General features: G+C 41.1%; 13 protein-coding genes. All 13 read left to right on the top strand.

Annotated features, from left to right (window positions below; translation table 11 throughout):
• The first annotated feature begins 39 nt into the window (after positions 1–39).
• The 13 genes from I6J02_RS04775 to I6J02_RS04715 all read left to right on the top strand — a co-directional run bounded on the left by I6J02_RS04775 (position 40) and on the right by I6J02_RS04715 (position 25,320).
• Positions 40–2,217: a hypothetical protein gene (locus tag I6J02_RS04775; RefSeq protein ID WP_236582295.1), complete on the top strand. Its 2,178-nt coding sequence runs from the start codon at positions 40–42 to the stop codon at positions 2,215–2,217.
• Positions 2,218–2,245: 28 nt separating this feature from the next.
• The gene (locus tag I6J02_RS04770) at positions 2,246–4,093 is read left to right on the top strand and encodes a rhamnogalacturonan lyase (RefSeq protein WP_201680677.1); all 1,848 of its coding nucleotides are present in this window, start codon (positions 2,246–2,248) and stop codon (positions 4,091–4,093) included.
• Positions 4,074–4,859, top strand: a complete 786-nt coding sequence (locus I6J02_RS04765) for a rhamnogalacturonan acetylesterase (RefSeq protein ID WP_236582294.1) — start codon at positions 4,074–4,076, stop codon at positions 4,857–4,859. Before I6J02_RS04770 ends, I6J02_RS04765 begins: the two co-directional genes overlap by 20 nt.
• 32 nt (positions 4,860–4,891) lie before the next feature.
• Complete coding sequence (locus I6J02_RS04760) at positions 4,892–6,037, top strand: glycoside hydrolase family 88 protein (RefSeq protein ID WP_201680675.1); 1,146 nt, start codon at positions 4,892–4,894, stop codon at positions 6,035–6,037.
• Between the two features lie 54 nt (positions 6,038–6,091).
• Positions 6,092–8,845, top strand: coding sequence for a glycosyl hydrolase (locus I6J02_RS04755; protein WP_201680674.1), 2,754 nt, complete (start codon positions 6,092–6,094; stop codon positions 8,843–8,845).
• 72 nt (positions 8,846–8,917) lie between these two features.
• Entirely contained in the window at positions 8,918–9,949 is a 1,032-nt protein-coding gene (locus I6J02_RS04750) for a GntR family transcriptional regulator (protein WP_201680673.1), read from the top strand.
• Between the two features lie 389 nt (positions 9,950–10,338).
• Positions 10,339–12,534 (top strand): fasciclin domain-containing protein, encoded by a 2,196-nt coding sequence (locus I6J02_RS04745; protein ID WP_236582293.1) that lies wholly within the window; start codon positions 10,339–10,341, stop codon positions 12,532–12,534.
• A 54-nt stretch (positions 12,535–12,588) separates the two neighbouring features.
• Positions 12,589–15,831: a SusC/RagA family TonB-linked outer membrane protein gene (locus I6J02_RS04740; protein ID WP_201680671.1), complete on the top strand. Its 3,243-nt coding sequence runs from the start codon at positions 12,589–12,591 to the stop codon at positions 15,829–15,831.
• A 12-nt stretch (positions 15,832–15,843) separates the two neighbouring features.
• Positions 15,844–17,310, top strand: coding sequence for a RagB/SusD family nutrient uptake outer membrane protein (locus I6J02_RS04735; protein WP_201680670.1), 1,467 nt, complete (start codon positions 15,844–15,846; stop codon positions 17,308–17,310).
• A 6-nt stretch (positions 17,311–17,316) separates the two neighbouring features.
• Positions 17,317–18,933, top strand: coding sequence for a fasciclin domain-containing protein (locus I6J02_RS04730; protein WP_201680669.1), 1,617 nt, complete (start codon positions 17,317–17,319; stop codon positions 18,931–18,933).
• A gap of 11 nt (positions 18,934–18,944) precedes the next feature.
• Complete coding sequence (locus I6J02_RS04725; RefSeq protein WP_201680668.1) at positions 18,945–20,525, top strand: fasciclin domain-containing protein; 1,581 nt, start codon at positions 18,945–18,947, stop codon at positions 20,523–20,525.
• Between the two features lie 62 nt (positions 20,526–20,587).
• Positions 20,588–23,683 carry a SusC/RagA family TonB-linked outer membrane protein gene (locus tag I6J02_RS04720; RefSeq protein ID WP_236582292.1) on the top strand — a complete coding sequence of 1,032 codons (3,096 nt, stop codon included), beginning with the start codon at positions 20,588–20,590 and terminating at the stop codon, positions 23,681–23,683.
• A gap of 11 nt (positions 23,684–23,694) precedes the next feature.
• On the top strand, positions 23,695–25,320 hold the full coding sequence (locus tag I6J02_RS04715) for a RagB/SusD family nutrient uptake outer membrane protein (protein ID WP_201680666.1): 1,626 nt from the start codon (positions 23,695–23,697) through the stop codon (positions 25,318–25,320).
• Positions 25,321–25,427: the final 107 nt, after the last annotated feature.

Below are 25,427 nucleotides of genomic sequence, written 5' to 3'. Positions count from 1 at the left end.
GAGATAAAAATAAAACTAAAAATGTTAAAGATAAAAGCTATGAAAATCAATTTGGGGACAATGCTGTCAAGACTGACTACAGCAGTCGTTTTGATGACGGTACCTTTTGCTGTACAACATACCGATGCGCAGCAAAAGGATACCAAAATTGATCGTAAGAAAGTGGTTATGCGCCACAATGTTCAGAATACACAGTTAGATACGTTATCTTCTCTTACTATCGGTAACGGTAAATTTGCCTTTACTGTGGATGCTACAGGATTACAGACCTTTCCGGAATTGTATAAAGGGGGTGTGTCATTAGGGACGCAGTCAGAATGGGGATGGGATACTTTTCCGAATAAGGGGAATTATAAATTTGAGGAAACGCTAAAAGCCTATGACTTTAATAATGAAGGCAGACAGGCGCTCTATAGTATCCAATGGAAAGATGGCGGAAGAAACAGTGAAGCCACTAGTTATTTCCGGGAAAATCAGCATCGTCTGCAACTGGGGAATATCGGATTAGAGATCACAAAGAAAAACGGACAACCTGTGCAATCCTCCGATATCACAGCGATCCGGCAGGAGCTGGATATGTGGACAGGTATTGTTTCCAGTTCGTTTGAGGTAGAAGGGGAGCCTGTGAAAGTATCCACTGCAGCACATCAGGATCTGGATCAGATCGCTGTAAAAGTCACTTCTGACCTCGTTAAACAAGGCCGGTTGAAAGTATTTATCCGCTATCCGTATCCAACCGCTAAATTTCTGGACGAGGGCGCATATTACGGACAGGAAGACCAGCACCAGACCAGCATTACCCATAGCAATAATACCAGCGGAGAAATTCGCCATCAACTTCAGGGAACTGTATACCAGACCGTATTAGCCTATTCTAAAGGAACGGTTAAAAAGGGTAAGCAGGCACATTACTTTGTGTATGAACCCGTAAATACGAGCAACACTTTTGAGTTCAGTGCAGCATTTGCCCCACAGACGATTAAACATGTCCCGCTCTATAAGGCTACAGAAGAAAGCAGTGTAAAAGGCTGGAATGCTTTCTGGAAAAGCGGTGCGGCTATAGATTTTGAAGGTAGTACGGACACGCGGGCCTTTGAATTAGAAAGAAGAGTAATACTGTCCCAGTATCTGACTAAAGTGCAGTGTGCCGGCAACTATCCGCCTCAGGAAACCGGACTGACATTCAACAGCTGGTATGGTAAACCGCATACAGAGATGCATTGGTGGCATGCCGTTCACTTTGCCCTGTGGGGACGTGTGGATCTTATGGAAAAGAGTTTTGGATATTACCAGAATACATTAGAAAAGGCACGTGAAATAGCCAAAAGACAAGGGTATGAAGGTGTAAGATGGCAAAAAATGTCTGATAACGAAGGTAATGAAAGCCCTTCATCCGTAGCCGCTTTCCTTATCTGGCAGCAGCCCCATATTATCTACATGGCTGAGCTGGCTTACCGGGATAAAAAGAATCCGGAAATCCTTGAAAAATATAAAAATCTGGTTTTTGAAACAGCAGAGTTTATGGCTTCTTATCCGACCTACGATAAGCAGAAGGATCAATATAATCTTGGAAAAGGAGTGATTCCGGCGCAGGAAGTATTCCGGGCAGCAGATACACAGAATCCTACCTATGAATTAGCCTATTGGGACTGGGCGCTGCGGATAGCACAGGAATGGAAAGTAAGACTTGGACAGCCCAGAAATCCGAAATGGGATACAGTCATTCAAAAACTGGCACCTCTGCCGGTACAGGGAGATGTATATCTCGCAAATGAGAGCGCTACTGACTCCTATACAAATCCACGTTGGCTGACCGATCATCCTGCAGTCCTGGGCGGACTGGGAATGGTTCCCGAATCGGCAAAGTTGAATAAGGTTATTATGAAAAATACCTTGGATACAGTGTGGAAAGTCTGGTCATGGTCAGATACCTGGGGTTGGGATTTTCCGATGACAGCTATGAATGCTGCTCGGTTAAATCTGCCTGAAAAGGCTCTGGAAGCTTTATTTATGCCAATACGTACCAATACCTATTTACGTAACGGGCATAACTTTCAGGATGGCAGACTGCGTATTTATCTGCCTGGAAATGGTGGGGTACTGACTACTGTGGCGATGATGGCCGAAGGATGGGATGCTAGTACCGGTGAATTACCCGGATTTCCGAAAGACGGGACATGGAAAATTAAGAAAGAAGGTTTTCATAAGATGCCTTAATCAGTAACCAACGATCAGAAAAAGTGTTATGAAAGGTTATAAAGTTGCATTACTGTTATTACTATTTGTTAATAGCGGGCATGTAATGGCACAACGTGCTATGGAGTATCTGGATCGAGGATTGTCTCTGACAAATGTCGATCCCCAGCATGTATTGCTGAGTTGGAGATTGCTGGGAACAGATCATCCCAACACCGGATTCAATGTGTTTCAAAAACAAACAAACGGGAAAGATATACTACTCAATCCGACACCGATCACAAACAGCACTAATCTGTTAGTTACAGTGGCAGCAGATTCTGCTACATTCTATGTCGAGACCCTAGGTGACAATAAACCTAATCAATACTCCGGAACGATTACCTTCCATCCCGATGACCGAAAGAATTATACGAGTATAGCACTGCAGCCTCTGGATGGCTATCGGGTGAATGATGCCAGTGCTGCAGATCTGGATGGTGACGGAATTTACGAATTGGTTCTTCATCGTACCGGAAGAAGTAAGGATAACTCGCAGGAAGGATTGACAGATCGTCCTGTCTTGGAAGCGTATAAACTGAATGGCACTTTTCTATGGCGGATCGATCTGGGTATCAATATCCGGGAAGGAGCACATTATACCCAATTTATGGTGTATGATCTTGACGGAGACGGGCGGGCGGAACTTGTTTGCAAGACAGCTGACGGAACGAAAGACGGAAAGGGCAAGATAATAGGAGATGAAAAAAAAGACTGGCGCAATGAAGTAGGCAGAATATTGGACGGACCTGAGTACCTTACCGTATTCGATGGTCTCACCGGTGCAGAGCGGCATACTGTCGGTTATATCCCGGATCGTTATCCGGTAGACGGATGGGGAATCGGTAGCCATAATGATAGTAAGGGAAATCGTGCGGATCGTTTTTTGGCTGCGGTAGCTTATCTGGATGGCGAACATCCAAGCGTATTGATGTGCAGAGGATATTATGGCCGTGCTGCGATTGTGGCCTGGGATTTTGTAGATGGAAAACTCCGCCCACGCTGGAAATTTGATTCTCAGAATGGGGACAGCCCCTATTCCGGACAAGGATTTCATAATCTGAGTATTGCTGATGTAGATAATGATGGTCGGGACGAGATTGTATATGGCTCAATGACTATTGATGATGATGGCAAAGCTTTATACAGCAGTGGGTTTGGACATGGTGATGCGAATCACGTCGGAGACTTGGATCCGGACAGTCCGGGGCTGGAGATCTTTACGATTCACGAACATCCGAAAGAAGATAAACCCGGTGCAGTACTAAGAAGAGCTTCTGATGGAAAAGTGTTGTGGGCAAAAGCTTATGGTGTAGATATAGGACGTGGAGCAGCGGATAATATCGACGATTCGAATCCGGGAGCAGAAATGTGGTTTTCAGGAGACAAAAATTTATATAACAGTGCCGGCAAGCGGATCGGCCGGGCACCTAATTCTGCCAACTTTCTGATCTGGTGGGATGGCGATCTGGAAAGAGAATTGTTAAATGGTATCTCAGTTTCCAAATATGGGAAAGGAGAGATTTTCAGAGCGCAGGGATGTGTATCGAACAACGGAACTAAATCAACTCCGGTTTTAAGCGCAGACCTGTTCGGGGACTGGAGAGAAGAAGTTATTTTTGCCAGCGAAGATCAAACCGAACTGCGCATATATGCAACACCACATCTAACCCATCACAGGTTGTATACGTTGATGCATGATCCGCAGTACAGACTCAGTATTGCCTGGCAAAATGTAGGATATAATCAGCCACCTCATACCAGTTATTTTGTTGGTAAAGATATGGCACCTATCCGACAGCCAAATATTACAATTGTAAAACCTGTATACCCGAAAGATGAAACGATCAGGCCTTAATATCTGCTTTTTAGCAGTCTTCCTCATGGCTGTATCTTTTACAGCTCCGCAGCGCAAACCGGTTATCTTTTTGATCGGAGACTCTACTGTAAAAAATGGTAAAGGAAAAGGAGATGGAGGACAATGGGGTTGGGGAAGCGTTTTGGAACAATATTTTGATACGACGAGGATAGATATTCAAAACCGGGCATTAGGAGGCACAAGTACACGTACATTTATCAGTAAGGGATTATGGAAAAATGTGCTCGACCAGCTTAGTAAAGGTGATTATTTAATGGTACAGTTTGGCCACAACGACGGCAGTCCTTTGGATGATACAGCAAGAGCAAGAGGTACGATCAAGGGAATCGGAGATGAAGTAAAGACCATTTATAACCCTATAAGCAGACAGGAAGAAATTGTCCATACCTATGGCTGGTATCTGACAAAGATGATACAGGAGGCAAAGCAGAAAGGTGTACACGTCATCATCTGTTCACCTGTACCACGAGACAGATGGAAAGATCATAAAGTAGAGCGGGCTGAAGGAAGTTATCCTTCCTGGGCTGAGCAGGTGGCACAAAATAATAAGGTTCCTTTTATTGATCTTCATCATCTCATAGCGGATGAATTTGATAAAATTGGTAAAGAAAAAGTTGTTGCTTATTTCACTGCGGCAGATCATACCCATACCAGTTATGAAGGTGCTCAAAAAAATGCACAGATTGTTGTTCAGGCAATAAAAGAATTAACACAAACAGAATTGAAGAATTACCTCCTGCCTTAATACACAAAAAATAAAACAGAAGAACTAAACATATGAAGACGAATTCATTGAAGAGCCTATTTACTATTTTATCCGTTTTTTTTCTGACGGTTCAGGTTAGCGGGCAAAATTTCACGAGCAAAAAACAAGTTGTTAAAGATCTGCGACTGGCCAATGATTATTTTATGAAAAAATGGCCTGATCCAACCAAAAATATTATTACCAATAAAGAACGTACTTCTAATATCTGGACAAGGGGAGTATACTATGAAGGATTACTGGCATTCTATGGTATTGATCAGCAAAAGCGTTATTATGACTATGCTGTAGAGTGGGCGGACTTTCATAAATGGCTTCCGGTAAGAGGAGAACGATACACACGTCATGCAGACAATCAGAATTGCGGACAATCTTATATTGATCTGTACAGAATTGACCCTCAGCCTGTACGTATAGCTGGTATTAAAGAGAATATCGATTCTGTGATACGGAGTGGTCGTGTCAATGACTGGACATGGATCGATGCTATACAAATGGCAATGCCCATTTTTGTCAAATTGGGAGTGACCTATAATGATCCCTCTTACTTTGATGCCATGTACAAATTTTATCATCATATTAAATACAAAGAAGCACAACACGGACTTTATAATCCGAAAGATCAGTTGTGGTGGAGAGATAAGGATTTTGTACCTCCATATAAAGAACCAAACGGAGAAGATTGTTATTGGTCCAGAGGTAATGGCTGGATCGCAGCCGCTCTGGTACGTGTACTGGAAGAACTTCCTAAATCAGACCCACACTATCAGGAATATGAATCGGATCTGAAAAATCTTTTGGCAGCTCTTGTTCCTTTACAACGAAAAGATGGATTCTGGAATGTAAGTTTGCACGATCCTAATCATTTCGGAGGGAAAGAAGCTTCAGGTACAGCTTTATTTGTCTATGGTATGGCCTGGGGAATTAATAATGGTATTCTGGATAAGAAAATATATCTGCCGGTAGTAGAGAAGGCCTGGACAGCATTGCGTAAAGAATCTTTACATAAAAACGGATTTTTAGGCTATCTGCAGGCAACCGGAAAGGAACCAAAAGATGGTCAGCCTGTCACTTATACCAGTGTGCCGGACTTTGAAGACTATGGATTAGGATGTTTCTTATTGGCCGGAACCGAAATATATAAGTTAGTTAATAAATAGACTGTTTATGAGTTCCCGACCAGGGAATTAGATGATTTTATCAGTAGCTGAGATATGATTTTTAAGAAGATAATTACTGCAGCAATCATGCTGGGCACATTTTCTCTGACGCAGGCACAGGTATCAGACTGGCCTGTATTGAAAAGCAGTATGAAGCCCTGGGTAAGATGGTGGTGGATGGGAAGTGCAGTCTCTGATACAGAAATATCGGCATTACTCCGACAGTATCATCATGCAGGATTAGGAGGGGTGGAGATCGCACCTATCTATGGTCCCAAAGGAGCCGAATCTGCATTTATTCCACATCTTTCACCGACATGGGTAGATCGTCTTCAGCATACCTTAGTTACCGCTGATGAAATCGGTATGGGCGTAGACCTGACAAATGGTACCGGCTGGCCATTCGGAGGTCCTCAGGTCACGGAAGAATACGCGGCCAGTAATATCATAGTCAACACTTTTAGCCTAAGCAAAGGCAGGAATAATCTGGAGATTACCTGTAAAGATCCGAAACAAAAAGATCCGCCATTAATTTCGTTACTCGCTTACGGTCCTAAAAATCAAAAAACCGATCTTCTGAAACAGGTCAAAGAAGGAAAACAATTGAACTGGACAGCTCCTTCAGCCGGATGGACAGTCTATGCCGGATTTTTAGGTAAGACCCGCCAAAAAGTCAAACGCGCAGCTCCGGGTGGAGAAGGCTATACCCTGGATCATTTTTCAGGGAAAGCACTGGAAGCCTATTTAAAACCCTATCAGGAAGCACTAAAGACACAACCTCGTCATCCCAGAGCGTATTACAACGATAGCTACGAAGTGTACGGGGCGAACTGGACAGCAGAGCTTTTTGATTATTTCCAAAGGATAAAAGGATATGACCTTCGTCAGTACATCGGAGAAGTATTCGGAGATGTGAAGCATCCGAATCGGGACAGACTCAAAGCGGATTATCGGGATGTAGTATCACAGCTGTTATTGGAGAACTTTACTAAAAGCTGGACCTCATGGTCTCATACAATGGGGTCTGTTACGAAAAATCAGGCGCACGGATCACCGGGTAATTTGCTTGATCTGTACGCAGCTGTAGATATACCCGAAACAGAAACATTCGGATCCAGTTATTTTCCGATTCAGGGATTAAGAAGAGACAGTGCAGATGTACGTAAAGTAGACCCGGATCCCATGATGCTGAAATTTGCCTCTTCAGGGGCACATGTATTGGGGAAAACGCTTGTCTCGGCAGAAACATTCACCTGGCTGACCGAGCATTTCAAAACATCATGGGCACAATGTAAACCTGAAGTTGAACAACTTTTTTTGTCGGGGATCAATCATGTATTCTATCATGGTACGACGTATTCTCCGGCTGATCAGCAGTGGCCGGGATGGCTTTTCTATGCATCAGTCAATTTTGTTCCTGCGAATAGTCTCTGGTCACATCTGGACGGATTGAATTCATATGTAACCCGAACACAGTCCATACTGCAATCCACAGTTAATGATAATGAAGTGTTGCTGTACTGGCCTGCCCATGATATCTGGAACGATGATAAGGGAACCCTTAAATCGTTGACTATACATAATATAGATAAATGGTTACATCCATCTGATTTTTATAAGGAAGCAGTACATCTGCAAACGAGCGGCTATTCCCTCGATTTTGTTTCGGATGAGCTTCTGAAAGGAATGATAATAGATGGAGATAAGTGGAAGTTAAAGAATAGCAATACAGATTTATCGTATAAAGTACTGATTGTACCCAAGGTTGCCTATATGCCGGTAGAAACATTGGAAAAAATAATGGAAATAGCCAGACAGGGAGGAAAAGTAATATTCCATCAGCTGCCGGCAGATATTCCCGGGTTTAAAGATCTGGATAAACGGCGTCTGATCTTTCAGAAAATAGTAAATCCCTTGAAAAATAAGCGCCGGATAGTAGTCGGCAAAGGAGAGATTGTGATTGGAAATGATATCGTAAACAGTCTGTCCGGGATGAATATCATGGGCGAATCTATTATTCAAAAAGGGTTAAAATTTATAAAACGTAAAAAAGGAGATCAGACCTACTATTATGTAGTCAATCATTCGGATCATACCATCGATGAGCAAATCATCTTTCAGACAAAAGGTTCATCATGGAAAATAATGGATCCGCTGACCGGTCAGACGGGCAAAGCGCAGTCTGATAAGGCAAAACCAAATCAGGTCAGAGTGAAAGTCAGATCCGGTGAAGCGCTGTTCTTTGTAGCGGAAAAGACAGCTGAGCCTGCTCTTCCGGATTGGAACTATATGGATCATCAAAAAGATGAAGTACGACTGAATACGAGCTGGTCACTGAAATTTGTAGAAGGAGGTCCGGTTATTCCGCAACCAAAGCAACTCGATAAATTACAGACATGGACCTCTCTTTCGGATTCTATTGCGGATAACTTTTCAGGAAAAGCAGTATACAGTACCCAGTTTGAAATCCGGGAAGTACTTCCTGATAAGCATTATGTATTACAGTTAGATACGCTGTACGAATCTGCAAAAATCAGGATCAACGGTCAGGATGCAGGACAGATCTGGAGTTTACCGTATACCTTGCCATTAGGTAATTTATTAAAAAACGGGACAAATACGATCGAGATAGAAGTTGCTAATTTAATGGCAAACCGTATTCGTCAAATGGATCGTAACGGGCAGAAGAGACAGGACTATTATGACACTAAATTTGTCAATATTGACTATGAACCTTTCCGTGCTGATACATGGTCAGTGATGCCTTCAGGGCTTGCGGGACGTGTCGTTATCAAAATATATGACTAAAAAAACAGGAATGTAAACCCAATATTTGATTTTGAATCAATATATTTGTTAGACCTTTTATCTACACTATATATGCGATCTAATCACCTACATGCCGTATTACAACTTGATAAGACGTCTGCTGCGCCGAAGTATCTTCAGCTGGCGAATGCGATTATGAAAGCTATCCGTGTGGGGGATTTATCCAAAAATGATCTTCTCCCTTCTATCAACGAGTTGAGTGCTATATTGGATTTGTCACGTGATACGATAGAGAAAGGATATCGCTATCTCAAGAAAAACGGGATTATTCTCTCTGTACCCGGAAAAGGTTATTTTATTGCACATACGGATTTGGATAAAAAAGGCTATATAGCTTTGTTTTTCAATAAGTTGAGTGCGCATAAAAAGATCGTATACGATTCATTTGTAAAGACAATGGGCGAAGACTACGGTATAGATCTTTTCGTATATAATAATGATGTAAATTACTTCAAATCCCTTCTCAAAAACCTTAACAAAGATTATCAGCATATAGTCGTCATTCCTCATTTTATAAAGGGAAAGGATCAGGAAATAGATATTATCCGCGAGATTCCGAAGGATAAGCTGATCGTGCTGGGAAAAGAATTACCCGAACTACAGGGAGAGTATGCATGTGTATATGAAAACTTTGAAAAGGATATCTACAGTGCACTTAAACAGGCTAATAAAAGTCTGTCCAAATATAAAACGCTCAAACTAATATTTCCGGATAATAGTTATTTTCCCAAAGGCATTATAAAAGGGTTCTATAAATTCTGCCAGGAATTTAAATTTGAACACCTTCTGGTCAGCAATATTCAAAAGGAACAGATTAGTGCGGGAGAAGTATATATAAATCTCATCGAAGAAGATCTCGTTCGTCTTCTTGACAAAGTGATTTCGCTGGATCTGGAGATAGGAAAAGATGTGGGGCTGATATCCTACAATGAGACACCACTCAAAAAATTTATCCTGAGCGGTATTACAACCATTTCTACCGACTTTAAGGAAATGGGTAAACTGGCTGCAAAAGTAATTCTTAACAAATCCACCGCTAAGATCGAAGTTCCTTTTTATCTGAAGATGAGAAATTCCTTATAACCTGTTTTTTGCCTGTAATACAGCTTATTGAACACTAAATCCTCCACATTTTTTTTCTTTTTCTGCTTTTTGCAATTTCTGCCGTAATCAGAGTGTAAATCTGAATAGCTGCGTTTAAAGCATTGCTAATAGGAATTACCTGTTTTTTTATATACGAAATGCAGTCAGGATAGGGCAGGATGGTTGTATTATATGGGCTAACTATTTTTACAGAACCAGAACATTAAACTTAAATAATAACCAATTAGACAAACAAATTAATCAGGAGATATTCTTGTATAGAAGCAAACTATTCGGACACTTAGTGCAACCGATTGCTTAGCGGAATTTTATCTCATGATGAAGTGTTGTCGACCAGACAAACTAATATTAAACCTATGCAATCCGCTATGAAAAAAGTATACCCTTTTGTATGCAGCATGTTTCTGATCATGTTCTTTTACGGCTGTAGAAAAAGTGAACTGGTGTCGCACTATGAACGCCCTGACTGGTTAAAAGGAAATGCCTGGGAATTGCTTTCCTCACGCCCTGATCAGCAGCTCTTTCTGTCTGCTGTAGAAAAAACAGATATGAAGGGTGTGCTCATCGGCAATGGAATTTCAACCGTTTTGGCTCCAACTGATGAAGCATTCCGCAACTACCTGAATAAAAAAGGTTATACAGGAATTGATCAGGTACCTTTGAACGAACTCAAAAAAGTGGTTAACTATCATATTGTTTACTATGCCTTTGATAAGCAGAAATTTACAAATTATCAGCCGCAGGGAGTAGACAAAGTAGAGCCCTTGCGTGCAGGACTGTATTACAAACACCGCACAAGAAGTAAAGATGAAATCTCTACACTGCCTGATCCGGTTACGGGAGCAACCCGCAAAATATTTCATAAAGACCGCTTTTTACCTGTGTTTTCCAATATGCACTTCAGTACAAAAGGTATAGATGCTAAATCAAACTATGAATATTTCTATCCGGGAAGTACATGGAATGACGGGGGATTCAATATGTCTAATGCACGTGTACAGGAATATGCTATACCTACAGATAACGGATATGTTTATATTCTTGATGATGTCATCGAACCCTTAGAAAACCTACATACTGTCCTTGAAAAACAAACAGATTATGCTGATTTCCTGCATACCTATGACCGTTTCAAAACGCTGTGGTATGATGTGGAGGCCACTAAAAATTATGCGGCTGCGGGCGATTCCCTTTTTATTGTAAAGCATGGATCGCTGCCGCATATTTCTTCAGAATGGTCCTATAACGGTGAGGGAGGAATAGCAGATTATGCCAATCTTGGAGAGCTGGCTTACACCGCATTTAATGTATTTGCACCCAAAAATGATGCTTTACAGAGCTTTTTCAATAGCTATTGGCGCAATTACTATACAGATCTTAAATCTGTAAACTTCATGCCTTTAGCCTTATTGATGGCAAACCACGTCTATCAGGAGAATATTGTTTTCCCTCAGGAAATCACCGGTAGTAAGCAGTTGAAAAGTACATTCGGCTCGGTCATCAAATTTGATCCTAATCTGGATGTAGTTTCTAAAGGAATTGCTTCTAACGGAGTCTATTACGGATTGAATAAAGTTATCGTTCCGGATATGTTTTACAGTGTTACCGGACCGGTACTGCAGAATCCCAAATACAAAATATTCCTTCAGATGCTGGTCAATACGGGTCTGATCAGCACATTGATGAGCCGTGATCTGAATTATACCCTGTTTATACCGTCTGATGAAGTGATTCTCAATACCCTTTATGGAGATAGTTATATTTTCTGGAATGAAGGAAACCCGCTGGTATTTGGAGATGAAGTCGTCGAGGTGGAAAATACGGATGGTGTAAAAGTTGCTATGAGCAGACAAGCTCAGGAGTTGTTTATTTCTAATCATATCGTGAGTAACAATGTAACCCAGATCGGAGGTAAACAAGTGTTCCGTACACGTAATCCATTCAGCTATATATATGTAAAGAATGAAGGAGTCTCTTCTTCCAATGCCTATAATATGAATACCAATATCAAGGCCTCCAAAATCGCGGGGTCATGGTTTAACGGATCTGCTTATGAAGTTGAAACAGCTTTATTGAGAGAAACAGGAACGATCAAATTTACCTTATCGGGAGCAACAGCAGCAGGCAATACATTAAATGAATTTTCAGAATTTTCCAAGCTGCTGGTACAGGCAGGTTTGATGGAAACCGGAAGCCAGTTATCCTTTATGTTTGGAAACAATTTTTTACTGTTTGCGCCTGATAATGCGGCGGTACTTGCAGGGATCAGCAGCGGTAAAATACCAACGGTAAAAGCTGATCTGGCCGAGTACCTGAAATATTACTTTGTTTCTGTTCCAGATAATTCGCTCAGTGATTATCCGTTTCCGGGATTTCAAGTTGAAGGATCCTGGATAACAGCCAAACGTAATGGACAGACCTTCCGCATGCTTGGCGTTAAGGATAGCGGGACTGCCCTCAATCTGACTGCTTATAATGGCGAGACTGCAACTGTCACAAGTGAATTTCCAAAGATTTTCAGTGATGGAGCTGTGTACAAGATCAACAAGGTGTTTACTAAATAATAGCAGACGGGACTCAACAATATCAATTAAACCTACCGATTAAGAACAAATTTTATGAAAATTAAATATTTACTTTTCCTCTGTTTGATAAGCTGCTATCTGCATTCATTTGCCCAAAAAAGTCTGGTATTGACGGGAAATGTAAAAGATCAGTTTGGAAAAGCTGTTTTAGGAGCAACCATATTTGTCGAGAATCAGGAAAAACGAAATCTAAAGGGATCCTCATCAGATGTCAACGGTTTCTACCGTCTGGAAATACCGGATCAGGACAATCTGACTATTGTATTTTCGAGTATAGGATATAAAACCCAGCGTGTCGCTTACCGTAAGCAGAAAGTTCTCAATATGAGCTTATCAGATGATGAAAACTCGCTCGATGAAGTTATCATCAGTAAAGAAAAACCGGCAGACAAAAATGCAATGGGAATCAGCTACCGTAATCAGGTCTCCGCTACAGAACGCTTTGATATGAAAGAATTGGAAATGATGCCATTTGCTTCTATAGAATCCGGTCTGCAGGGGCGGTTAGCGAATGTCGATATCATAGCAAGTGCGGATCCTGGTGCAAAAAGTTCCATTCGTATCCGCGGTACATCTTCCCTGAATGGCAACTCTGAGCCTCTGATCGTTGTAGACGGAGTGCCTTATCCTACTCAGATATCGGATGATTTCAATTTCTCTACAGCTAATGATGAGGATTTCGGAGCTTTAGTCAATATCTCTCCTAACGATATCGAATCCATAGAAGTGCTCAAAGATGCAGCAGCTACTGCTATCTGGGGTTCTAAAGGAGCAAATGGTGTACTTCTCTTTAAAACTAAAAAAGGAAGATCAGGAAAAACGCAGTTTGCTTTTTCCAGTAAAATAGATGTTAAGAAAGAGGCTTCTACTATTCCGATGCTCAACGGTTCACAGTATGTCAGTCTGATACAGGATGGGGTCTGGAATACTGTCAATGATCTGGGATATCAGAATTCAACAGCCTATCTCAATCTGTTATTCAATACCAATGAGATCAAATTTGATCCTTCATGGGTGTATTTTGATGAGTATAATCAGAATACGGATTGGGTAAAAGAAGTCTCGCAGGTTGGCCATTTTGAAGACAATTCACTTTCTGTCAGCGGAGGAGGAGATAAGGCGACTTATCGGGTATCCTTAGGCTATCTCAATGATATCGGTACTACAAAAGGAACAAAATTCAATCGTTACAATTCCCTTGTGAGTGTAAACTATAAATTCTCCAACAAGCTGAATGTAAATGCAGATATGTCTTATTCCCTGAGCGACCGTAATAGTTTCTGGACAGAAAACAAGTTGGCAACACCAAGAGGAATGGCAATGACCAAAATGCCTAATATGAGTCCCTGGGTTATCGGTGAAAACGGATTGCCAACGGATCAGTACTTTACACCCAGACAAAATTTTCAGGGGAGCTATACAACAGATAAAAGCTACAATCCTGTAGCTATGGTCAACGAATCCGTCAACAATACTAAGGGTGAACAAGCACGTGTGGTTTTCAGATTGACATATGATGTATTAAACGGACTTCAGTATACCGGTACAGTCGGTTTTGATACCCGTTCTACCAAAAACAAAAAATTTCTGCCGCAGTCTGTCACCGGTGTGATCTGGACAGACCCATACTTTAACAGAGGTTCGGATATGATCTCTGATGATCTGTACCTCAATACAGAAAACAAATTTATCTACAACCGTACATTTGCAAAAGATCATCAGGTCATTCTGAGTGGACTCCTCCAGACTAATGAAGCCCGTCGTTTCAGCTATGCAAGTGAGACTTCCGGTAATGCATCCTCTTCTCTGAGTGATCCGACCGCAGGAGCATCCGTATTATCGATGGGTTCGGGCAATACCCTTACGCGTAATCTTGGGGTAATTTCTAACGGACACTACACCTATAAAGGAAAATATATCATCAGCGGAGGATACCGTTGGGAATCTAATTCCAGCTTAGGTAAGAATCAGCGTTGGGCCGGATTCCCTTCGGTCGGAGTGGCCTGGCAGGCCGGAGATGAAAAATTTATTCAGGATCTGAATATTTTTCAAACGGCCAAATTCAGAGTTAGCTGGGGACAAAGCGGAAATGCACCTTCAGGGGCATGGCCATATTTAGGCGTATTCAAACCGATCACTCCGGGATATATGGATATGACTGCGATTTCACCTTCTTCCATACAACTGGAAAATCTGAAATGGGAAACTATCACTAGTACAGATGTCGGGGTCGATTTCTCCCTGTTCAAAAACAAATTGAATATCACAGCGGAATGGTATCACCGCCGTACGACGGACCTGTTGCAAAAAGATGTGGAGTTACCTTCATCGACAGGATTTTCACAGATCAGTTATTTCAATTCCGGAGAATTGACCAACAAAGGGTGGGAGATTATGTTTAATTATGACGCTATCCGGAAAGAAGACTTCCAACTTTCCTTTAATATCAATTTTTCAAAAAACAGAAATGAAGTGGTCGAACTTCCTGAAAATATGCAGTTCGAAAATTATGAATTTGGAAATGGAAAATATGCACATAAGATCATTGAAGGCAATCCGATTGGCTCATTTTACGGATACCGCTATCTCGGAGTGTATCAAAATCAGGATGAAACCTTTGCCCGTGATTTGAGTGGTAATATTATGTATAACCTGAATGGAGAACCAGTCGTCATACAGAACGGACCTCGTAAAGTATATGCCGGAGATGCAAAATATCAGGATATAGACGGAAACGGAGTTATCAATCAGTATGATATTGTATATCTGGGCAACGCAATGCCACTCTTTACCTCAGGAGCAGGATTCAATGTGGGATATAAGAATTTCTTGCTGACCACCTTTTTCCATGGTCGTTTTGGTCAGAAAGTCGTCAACAGCACCCGTATGGACACCGAAAATATGAGAGGTACAGGCAATCAAAGTACCGCTGTGCTGAGACGCTGGAGACATGAAGGAGATAACACGGATATACCTCGCGCACTCTATGGTGAAGGATACAATTATCTGGGATCAGACCGGTTTGTGGAAGATGCATCTTATGTACGTCTTAAAACCGTTTCACTACGATATTCGCTGCCCAAAACGTTGGTCAAACGATATGGTCTGAGCAGATTTGATGTCTTTGCTACTGTACAGGATTTGTTCACGTGGACCAAATATTCAGGACAGGACCCTGAAGTCTCCTTGTCCAGTAACATCTATATGTTGAGTCAGGACAATGCGAGTACACCACGTCCGCGCAGATTTGCGATGGGTATATTATTAAACTTTTAATGTATAAATCATATGAAAAGGATCATTTTTATTCTTTTTGCCTTTATAATAACGTTCAGCAGTTCGTGTAATAAATGGTTAGATGTAAAACCGGAAAACGAACAGATCAGCGATTCCTACTGGTCCAATAAAGAAGAAGTAGAAGCGGTACTCGGAGCAGCGTATGTAAAAATGCAACAGTCTGTACAGTTAATGCTGGTCTGGGGAGAAGCCCGTGGAAATGGCTTGTCATTAGGCGGTTTTATTAATAACGATCTTCAGCGTTTCAAATCGTTCGACGTTATTCCTTCCAATTCATTTGTGAAATGGTCAAACTTCTATAGCATTATCAATTATGCCAATATGGTTATCCGTTATGCTCCGGAAGTCGTGGCAAAAGATCCCTCCTTTAATGAAGCAACTATGCGGTCTTACCTGTCAGAAGCTTATTATCTCAGGGCTTTAGCCTATTTCTACATTGTGCGTAATTTTAAAGATGCTCCATTGATTCTGGAACCTTATATGGATGATCAGGCTTCTTTTGAAGTTGCGACTTCTACTTCTGCTCAGATTTTCACACAGATTATTTCCGATTTACAGCAATCTATTGGTAGCAGCAAAGAATTTTGGCCAACAGTATGGGAAACCAAAGGACGGGTAACTAAATGGACTGTTTATGCCACATTAGCCGATGTATACCTTTGGACAGAGCAGTATGATCTGGCCATCGAAGCCTGCGATAAAGTATTAAACTCCGGACGTGTAGGTCTTATTCAGGGGAAAGTAAATACAAAAAATAACTGGTTTACCATATTCAGTCCGGGCAATTCAAATGAAGGGATTTTTGAAATTCAGTTTGACTTTACAAAAAATCAAACCAATGGCCTTATCAGTTGGTTCGGTTCTTCTTACAACTGGATTATTTCTCCGCTTATGGTGGCCAGATTTCAGCAGAATCCGGATGATATACGTGGCCTTGCTGCATCTTATTCCGGTGTCGATTTCAAGGTGTGGAAATATTTGGGTTCAGAAGGTGGAACTGCTATTCCACGTCAGAATAACGACCAAAACTGGATACTCTATCGTATGGCCGATATCTATCTGATGAAAGCAGAGGCATATGTGATGAAAGGAGCCAGCCATTATCAGGAAGCACTGGACCTGGTTTCAGCAGTACGTGCCCGTGCGGGAATCACTCAACCCCTCTCTATTGCCTCTAATCAGTTGGAGATGCTGAATATCGTATTGAATGAAAAAGCACTCGAATTTATAGGTGAAGGAAAGAGATGGTATGATCTACTGCGTGTCGGCAAGAGAAATAATTATGAGTATAAGGATTACCTTATCGAACAAGTGCTCTTGGGTACAGCAGGAGGCTCATCTCCGATAATACGGTCCAAATTATTAAATAACAATTCACACTACCTGCCGATTCATATTGACGAGTTGAAATCGAATCGCTTACTGGTGCAGAATCCCTATTACGATAGCTTAAACTAACCAACTATGAAACGAATTTATAACTTACACCGGACCATACAGGCATTCTTGCTGTTGTTTCCGCTGTTACTGGTCAATAGCTGTAAAGATAGCTTTGAAGATAAAACCTTCACAGCTTATGATGAATTCCCGATTTCAGTATATCTCAAGCAGCATCCAGATCAATTCTCCCGTTGGGTAGAAGTCTTGAATCAGGCGGATCTGTACAATACACTTAATCTGAATGCAAATTATACCCATTTTGTACCCTCTAATGAAGGTGTTGACCGCTATTTAAAAGCCAAAGGTTATGCAAGTGTGCAGGATATGTCCAAAGAAGATGCTGCTTATCTGGTCCGCTATCATCTGATTGCAGGAACTGTTATTGATCTGGGACAGTTTCAGAGTGGAGCTATTGACGAACTTAATGAAACGGATGATAACCTGAGTATAGAATTCAGAGGAGGAGGGCTTGAAGCCGTATATCTTAACGGACTTTCCCGGTTTAAAAAATTTGATGTAAAAGCAACCAACGGAATTATACATGTTATCGAAGATGTATTGACGCCGTTGACAGAAACGATCATTGACCGTCTTCAACAGGACAAATTCAGTATCTTCTATGAAGCAGTGAAAATGGCCGGTTATGAAGAACGTTTGAAAACAGTATATACACCTTCCACAGATGAACAGGGTAACCCTATAGAAATCCGGTACCGCTATACCGCATTTGCAGTCTCCAATCAGACTTTTGCTGCGGACAATGTGAGAAGTATCGCTGATCTTATTACTAAGTTATCCGCCAGTAATGGACTGCCTTATACAGATGTGAAGAATCCCCTGAATCAATATGTCGCTTATCATCTTCTTGGTCAGTTGAGAGATTATGCCAGTCTTGGTCAGTTCCCTTCAGGACAGCGTAAGATGAATATCAACACATTAGCAGACAAACAACTCATCAAGATGTCGGAAGGACAGGGAGAATTACTGTTGAACAGTAATGCGGCTAATACTACAGGAATTAAATTTTTAGAGTTCAATGTGCTGTGTAAAAACGGAGTATTGCATGAAGTGAATAACTGGATGCCGGTGTTTACACCGGAAAGGGTATCCGTCATCTGGGAATTGTCCGACTATCCGGATATAGAAGCCAATGTAACCCAGTTTAAGAAACCAAATCTGAGTGCACAGTATAACAAAACATTTATTACCGGAGACCTCAAGAGTATTATCTGGAGTGCACGCCCGGAGACACGAAGCAATGTGTTGATTTACCGTAACAGCCGACCGGCAGATGGTATTTATTACAGTGAAGTGCTGAATTACGATCATTTGCGCGTTACCCTGGGAGAGTCAGGCTGGATAGAAATGAACAGCCCTGTAATCGTAAAAGGTAAGTACAAAGTGACCTTCTTCTGGCCAAGCCCTATTCAGGCAACGTCCACAGGAATCTGTTCATTTATTCTGGATGGGGCGTTGATGAGAGAAAAACATACTATTAGTAACACACGTACAGACAGACAGCTGGAACAGTCTCTCGGCAATGTCACTTTTGAAGAGACAACATCTCACAAACTGCGTATACTTTCTTTAGATGGAAAGCTGATTACGCTGGATTATATACGATTTGATCCTATAGACTAAATATTACGATTATGAAAAGATTAATTTTTGCTCTTATAGCAGCAGTGCTCTGCTTTTCGAGCTGTAAAAAAGCCTGGGACAGCCATTATGGAACATCAGAAGGAACGACTACCGTATCTCCTTTAAATCTTTTGGACTACCTGAAATCAAAACCGGAGTATAGCAAATTTGTAGCAAAATTAGAAGAAGCCGGGTTGGCACAGGAGCTGCAAAGAGATCAGTATCTGACGGTATGGGTGGTAAATAATGAACAGATGGACCGCCTGGCACAATTAAATCTGGATGAAAAGTATGTGATGGGTTACCATATGAACAATCTTACCTATGATGTCTCTAAACTTAAAAAAGGATTACGACTGAAGACATTGAATGGAAAATACCTGTCTATTAATCAGGATGCTTCAGGTAAATATCAGATAGGAGATGCAGTTCTTGTCAATGGTAATCAACTATGTAAAAACGGAGTTGTGCATGAGATTAATGAACTCATGAAACCGGATGTAAGTATCTATGAATATCTGGAAGGACTGGGATCTGATTATTCCATTATCCGGGATACTATTCTGCGACTTAATGATACCATTTTTGATCTGGCCAACAGTATTCCTATAGGTGTGGATCCTACCGGAAATACCGTTTATGATTCAGCCTATGTGATCAAGAATCCGATTTTTGAAAAAGCAAATATCCGTTCAGAATTTGTACAGGTCAGTATGTTTCTGCCAAGCAATCAGGTGCTGAACAATTGTTTTAATGATTTGAGAAGTCTCTATGCTCAGTTTGGGAAAACATTTGAAGAGGATGATTATCTCAAAGCTATGTCCTGGATCAAAGAAGCTATCTTTTATAATAAACTGGTTGATGATTATGGCAGTGAAGAAAATATATATTCGGCTTTCAACAAACTGTGGAAAACAAGTGTTCAGCAAGTAAATCCGGCTTATAAAAGAATGAGTAACGGCAGAATATTTGAAATCTCGAAACTGAAAGTACCTAACAATGTACATATCGACATGATCAAACAGTTTTTTCATTATTGGGAATATGTGCCGGATAATGAAAAAGCAAACCTGTTTACAGTACGCAATGCGACCAGTGTTGTCCCGACAGACCGCGATAATGCAAGTTTCCCGACACTGGGACTGGAATACAAATACCGTACACTGGTTCTGAAAGGGGAGAAAATTGCAGGAGCACCGCTTTCTATAGACTTTACACCAGTAATGACTGTACGCAACAGCGACGGATCTACCGGTTATAAAGTGGTTGAAGTTCCTCCCGGAGAATATAATCTGTATATGGGATTCCGCTCCACCACACATCCGTTTGTAAATATCTATATCGATGGTAAACTGATTAAAAGTGCACTCAACGTAGAACCTTCCACACCATGGAACTATGATCGCTCAACCAATACCGTAGGTAGTACCAAGTATAACGGATGGGGAGGATTGGTAGGGCCTGTCATTATAGATGGTACTCAGGTGAGACGGTTTAGAATAAAAGTAGAATTTGCCGGACTGGGTAAAGGAACGGCTGAACAAATGGATTTATATCATTGGGCGTTGATTCCCACACAAAACAATTATTAAAAGAGTAAAGCAGTTTTATAATGTTTTTAAAGAATGCTTATTGAATAGTTATGATAAAAAGGGTGAATATATTATATAAAATTTTGCTTGTAAGCTCGGTTATAGGTTTGTGTAGTGTAGAGCAGGCTTTTGCACAGCGGGTAATAAAAGGAAAGGTACTGAGCTCCTATAATAATGCTGCAGTAGCGAATGCAATTGTTTCTATAAAAAACAGTGCCACCTCTGCACAAACCAATAAAAACGGAGATTTTTCATTGAAGGTCGACGATGTCGGTACTTCCGCCCTTATTACAGTATGGAGTCCCGGATTTCACGAACTGCAGGTCAGTACACTGAAGCGGGATTCTATTGTGGTGACATTGGTCCCTGATACACGTTTCAAATTTGATGAAGTCAAAGAAGGTATTTTTGCCAATAAAGGAACATCCATTTTATATAATCAGGATTTCAAGGATGGCGTCTATAATATTGAAGATGTAATAGCCGGTGAATTTTCGGGATTGAATGTAATTAATAAAAGTGGAATGCCTACAGAGGGAAGCGTGCTGAACTTTCGTGGGATAAGAACTTTAACTGCAGATAATTCACCCCTCATTATTCTGAACGGGATGCCATATTTTCCGGATAATGAAACATCTACTATTATCGGAGGGTATTCCAGAAGTGTATTTAATGCCATCAATCCGCAGGATGTCAAGAGTATCAGATTGCTTAAAGGTTCGGAGGCTGCCGTATATGGATCATTAGCATCCAATGGCGTTCTCCTTATTGAGACCTCATCTGCAGATGATCTCGAAACAGTTATTGAATTCAAAGGAAACTATGGTATAGGATATAATAACAAACGTATCCCGGTACTGCAGGGAAGTGATTTTAAAAACTTTATCGGAGATGTAGGAATGTCTCAGTTTGCGGATATGAATGATATGATTAGCTACTTTCCGTTTTTAAGAGATGACCCGAACTACTATTACAATTTTCTGTACAATAATCATACAGACTGGCAAAATGAGATCTATACTCCCGCATTCGTTACGGATAATCACCTTCGTATCAAAGGGGGGGATGCTATTGCCAAATATGATCTCTCTCTGGGGGTGATGGATCAGAATGGAACATTGGACAACAGTAAATCTACACGCTACAGTACCCGCCTCAATTCAACGCTTACCTTAGGCAAGAAATTTGACCTGTCGGCGAGTGTAGCATTGACATATGCGACGAATAAACTGCATGAGCAGGGAATGCTTCAGGCGACTAACCCTATGCTGGCGTCGCTTTATCAGGCACCGATACTCAGTCCTTACAGAAAAGATGACCGTAACAACATATTGCCGGATTATGATATAGTCAGACAATTCAATGTGTCAAATCCATTGGCTCTGCTTAATACAACAACCATCAATTCGGATATCTATGATGTATTTGTCAATGCGGGTGTTAAATACAAAGCTACCCAAAACATAAATGTATACGGTACATTCGGATTGTTCTCCAGTTATAACAGACAATCTACCTTTATACCCGGATTGTCCAGCCGTACCATTCTGCCCCTGGAAAATGGCGTAGCACTGAACTCTGCTCGTTCCGGATCGGGTAAGAATTCCAATATCTATTACAAGATAAATGCAGATTACACAAAACAACTGGATGAATCCAATATTCAGGCAGGTGTAGGCTTTCAGGGAATGATCACAGATAGAGAATATGATGCGGGATTCGGTCGTAATACCAGCTCTGATTTCTATCGCACGCTCAATTATGTAAATGCTGCAGGACGTGCTTTTGATGGCTATAATGAGTCCTGGAACTGGATGAGTTTTTATGGTTTTGTGCAGTATGACTGGCGGAATTTAGTGAAAGCGTCGACGTATCTGTCAACTGATGGTGCATCCTCTACAGGAGTAGATGTGAACCGTTTCGGATTTTATCCCGGAGTTGATCTTTCATTTTTGTTATCAAATACAAGTGCATTTAAAGATATCGCCAATCTGGATCTGCTGACACTGAATGCGGGATATTCCAAAACAGCTAACAGCAGATATTCATCCAAACTCAGTCAGGCCTACTACAGCAGCCAGATTTATCGTCAGCTGTCAGGTATCGTAGTCGGGAATATTCCCAATACATCCTTAAACAGAGAAGATGTCCGAAACTGGGATGTCAGTCTGATTGCAAGTTTATGGAAAAAAAGATTGAACTTAAGTGCCTCTTACTACCATACTACAGCCAAAGATGTTGTACAGGCCGTTCCGGTCACACCCATTGCTGGTATCGAAAATATGTATGTCAACGGAGCAACTCTGCTCAATACCGGATTCGAGTTTGATGCCAACCTCACACTTATTGAGAAAAAAGATTTCGGATTTACGATAGGTGGAAATCTGAGTACCTTAAGAAATGAAGTGAAAAGCCTCAATAACATAGATCAAAAGATCACTACAGCCCCGTATGGCATGACCCTGATCACACAGGTCGGAGGCTCTCCATATGATTTTTACGGTTATCAGTTCAATGGTGTCATCAGTAATTCGGCAGAGGCTTCACGTCTTAATCTGACAGACTTCAAAAATCTTCCTTTCGAAGCCGGAGACGCTATCTTTGAAGATATCAACAAGGATGGAATCATTGATAAGGATGATCGTAAGAGTTTGGGGAATGCATTACCTAAATTTTATGGATCCGGATTTGTAGATATAAGATTCAAAAAACTAACCTTACGCGGATATGTCACTTTCTCTAAAGGGAATAAGATGTATAATGCAGTTCGCCGCAGCCTGGAAGACATGAGTAGCTATAAGAATCAGTCTACCGCTATCCTCAACAGATGGCAGGAAGAAGGTCAGATGACGACAATTCCCAAAGCAACTTATGGAGATCCGATGGGTAACAGTCGTTTTTCAGATCGCTGGATTGAAGACGCTTCCTATCTGCGCCTGAGTAATGTAGTTCTGAAATATAATTTTGGAGCTCAGAAATTCAAATTACTTAACAATACCGAAATCTATATTTCCGGGGAAAATATCTATACCTGGACCAAATATCTGGGGCTCGATCCTGTGACAGCCTATAGCTATGATATCAGTCTGTTAGGAGCCGATTATGGTAAAATTCCTTTACCACGTACATTTAAATTAGGTGTTAACCTGAAACTCTAATCGTTGAAGAGATGAAGAAAAATTATTTGAAAATAACAGCAATCTGTGCAGTCTTATTTTTTACAGGTTGTTCAAAATACTTTGAAGTAGATACCAATGATATCCTGAAAGACGAAGATTATGTGGGTAATGCGAATGAACTCTATTCCGGTTACATGGGAATAGCTGCAAAAGTTCAGAAAGTTGCTGATCAGGCTGTTTTTCTGGCTGACCTGCGTACCGATCTGCTGGAACCTACAAAAAATGCTCCTCAGGATCTGTGGGATCTCTATTACTATAGGGAAAAACAAGGTAATGAATTTGCCAATCCGAAAGGATTCTATGATATTATCATCAATGCAAATAATTACCTGGCAAAAGTTATAGAATACCGTAAGAAAAATCCAAAAGCAATAGAAGAAGCACACTATAATTCTATTATATCCGGAGCGATACGATTCAAGGTCTGGTCGTATCTTATGATCGGAAAACTCTATGGAAAGGCAGCTTACTTTGATGATAAAAATCTGGATATTAACAAGGTGGGAGAAATTCCGGTACTGACATTAGACCAGCTGATTCCCAAACTGATTGACCTGATGGAGTCTGGTGTCGAAGGAGTGAATGGTAAAAATGTACTCGTGTGGGGAGATGTACTCTTTCCCGGGGTCAATGCGTCCGAACAGGATCTGGTGTGGAACATGATTTGTCCATCCCCCGAACCATTGTTAATGGAGCTGTATCTGTGGAATAAAAATTACAGTAAAGTGGTAGAGGTGGGCATGCCGTTTATATACGATAATGGAGGTGGTCGCTACAAAATAGGTAACGATGATTACAACGGAGAATGGATTCAGTTTTTCAGCCGTAGTCCGGTTACAAAAACCAGAGGGCTGATCAATGTGGTGCCCTATGATTTTGAACGTAATCAGACGAATAAATTAATTTCTTACTTTTCTAATACACAGCCCTCTGTATATTATCTGAAGCCAACAGAGGTGGCGATGAACCGTTATAAAAAACAATTACGCTATGACGGTAATACACTTGGAGACCTGTACCGTGGAGAAAATTACACCTATTATTTTCAAAATGGTGAATGGGTAATCCGTAAGTTTTCAAGAGACAGGGAAAGTGCTTCAGAAATCTATAAAAATAATGTGCATATCGTCCTTTACAGAGATGCAGATGTTCACTTTTTTATGGTGGAAGCTCTCAATAATCTGGGGAAATTCAAAGAAGCAGAAGCTTTTCTAAATGATGGAATAGAATTATACCTGTCCCGTAATGCAAACAACCTGCAGTATCCGCTGAACAATACCGTATGGAATGTGGCTTTAGCAAAAAACTGGGGTATCCGCCGCCGGGTTAATCTCTCTCCCGTATACCCTGCAGGACTTTCGAAGGATAATCTGAATACTCCTGAGAAGATAGAAGCCTATAAGAAAGCTGTAGATGATCTGATTATTGAAGAAACATTAATGGAAAGTGCCGGAGAAGCAAAAGCTTATTTTGCGATGATACGGATCGCCTCCCGTTGGAATGATCCGGCTATGCTCGCCAACAGAGTCAGCGAAAAATACACCGGCGCATATCAGCAAACCTTTAAACAGCATCTGATGAATCCTGTCAACTGGTATGTCAACTACCCATTGTAACAACAGAAACACACATTAAGCAGCATATAAACAATATTTATTCTAATTCTTTAACCTAAAAACAATACAACCAAAGAGAGACCTGCCAGGAAAGAAAGAACACAATA

It is taken from the genome of Sphingobacterium spiritivorum (assembly GCF_016725325.1).
GTDB lineage: Bacteria > Bacteroidota > Bacteroidia > Sphingobacteriales > Sphingobacteriaceae > Sphingobacterium.
Note: the sequence above shows the minus strand (reverse complement) of the source record. Positions and strands in the feature narration are given on the sequence as shown.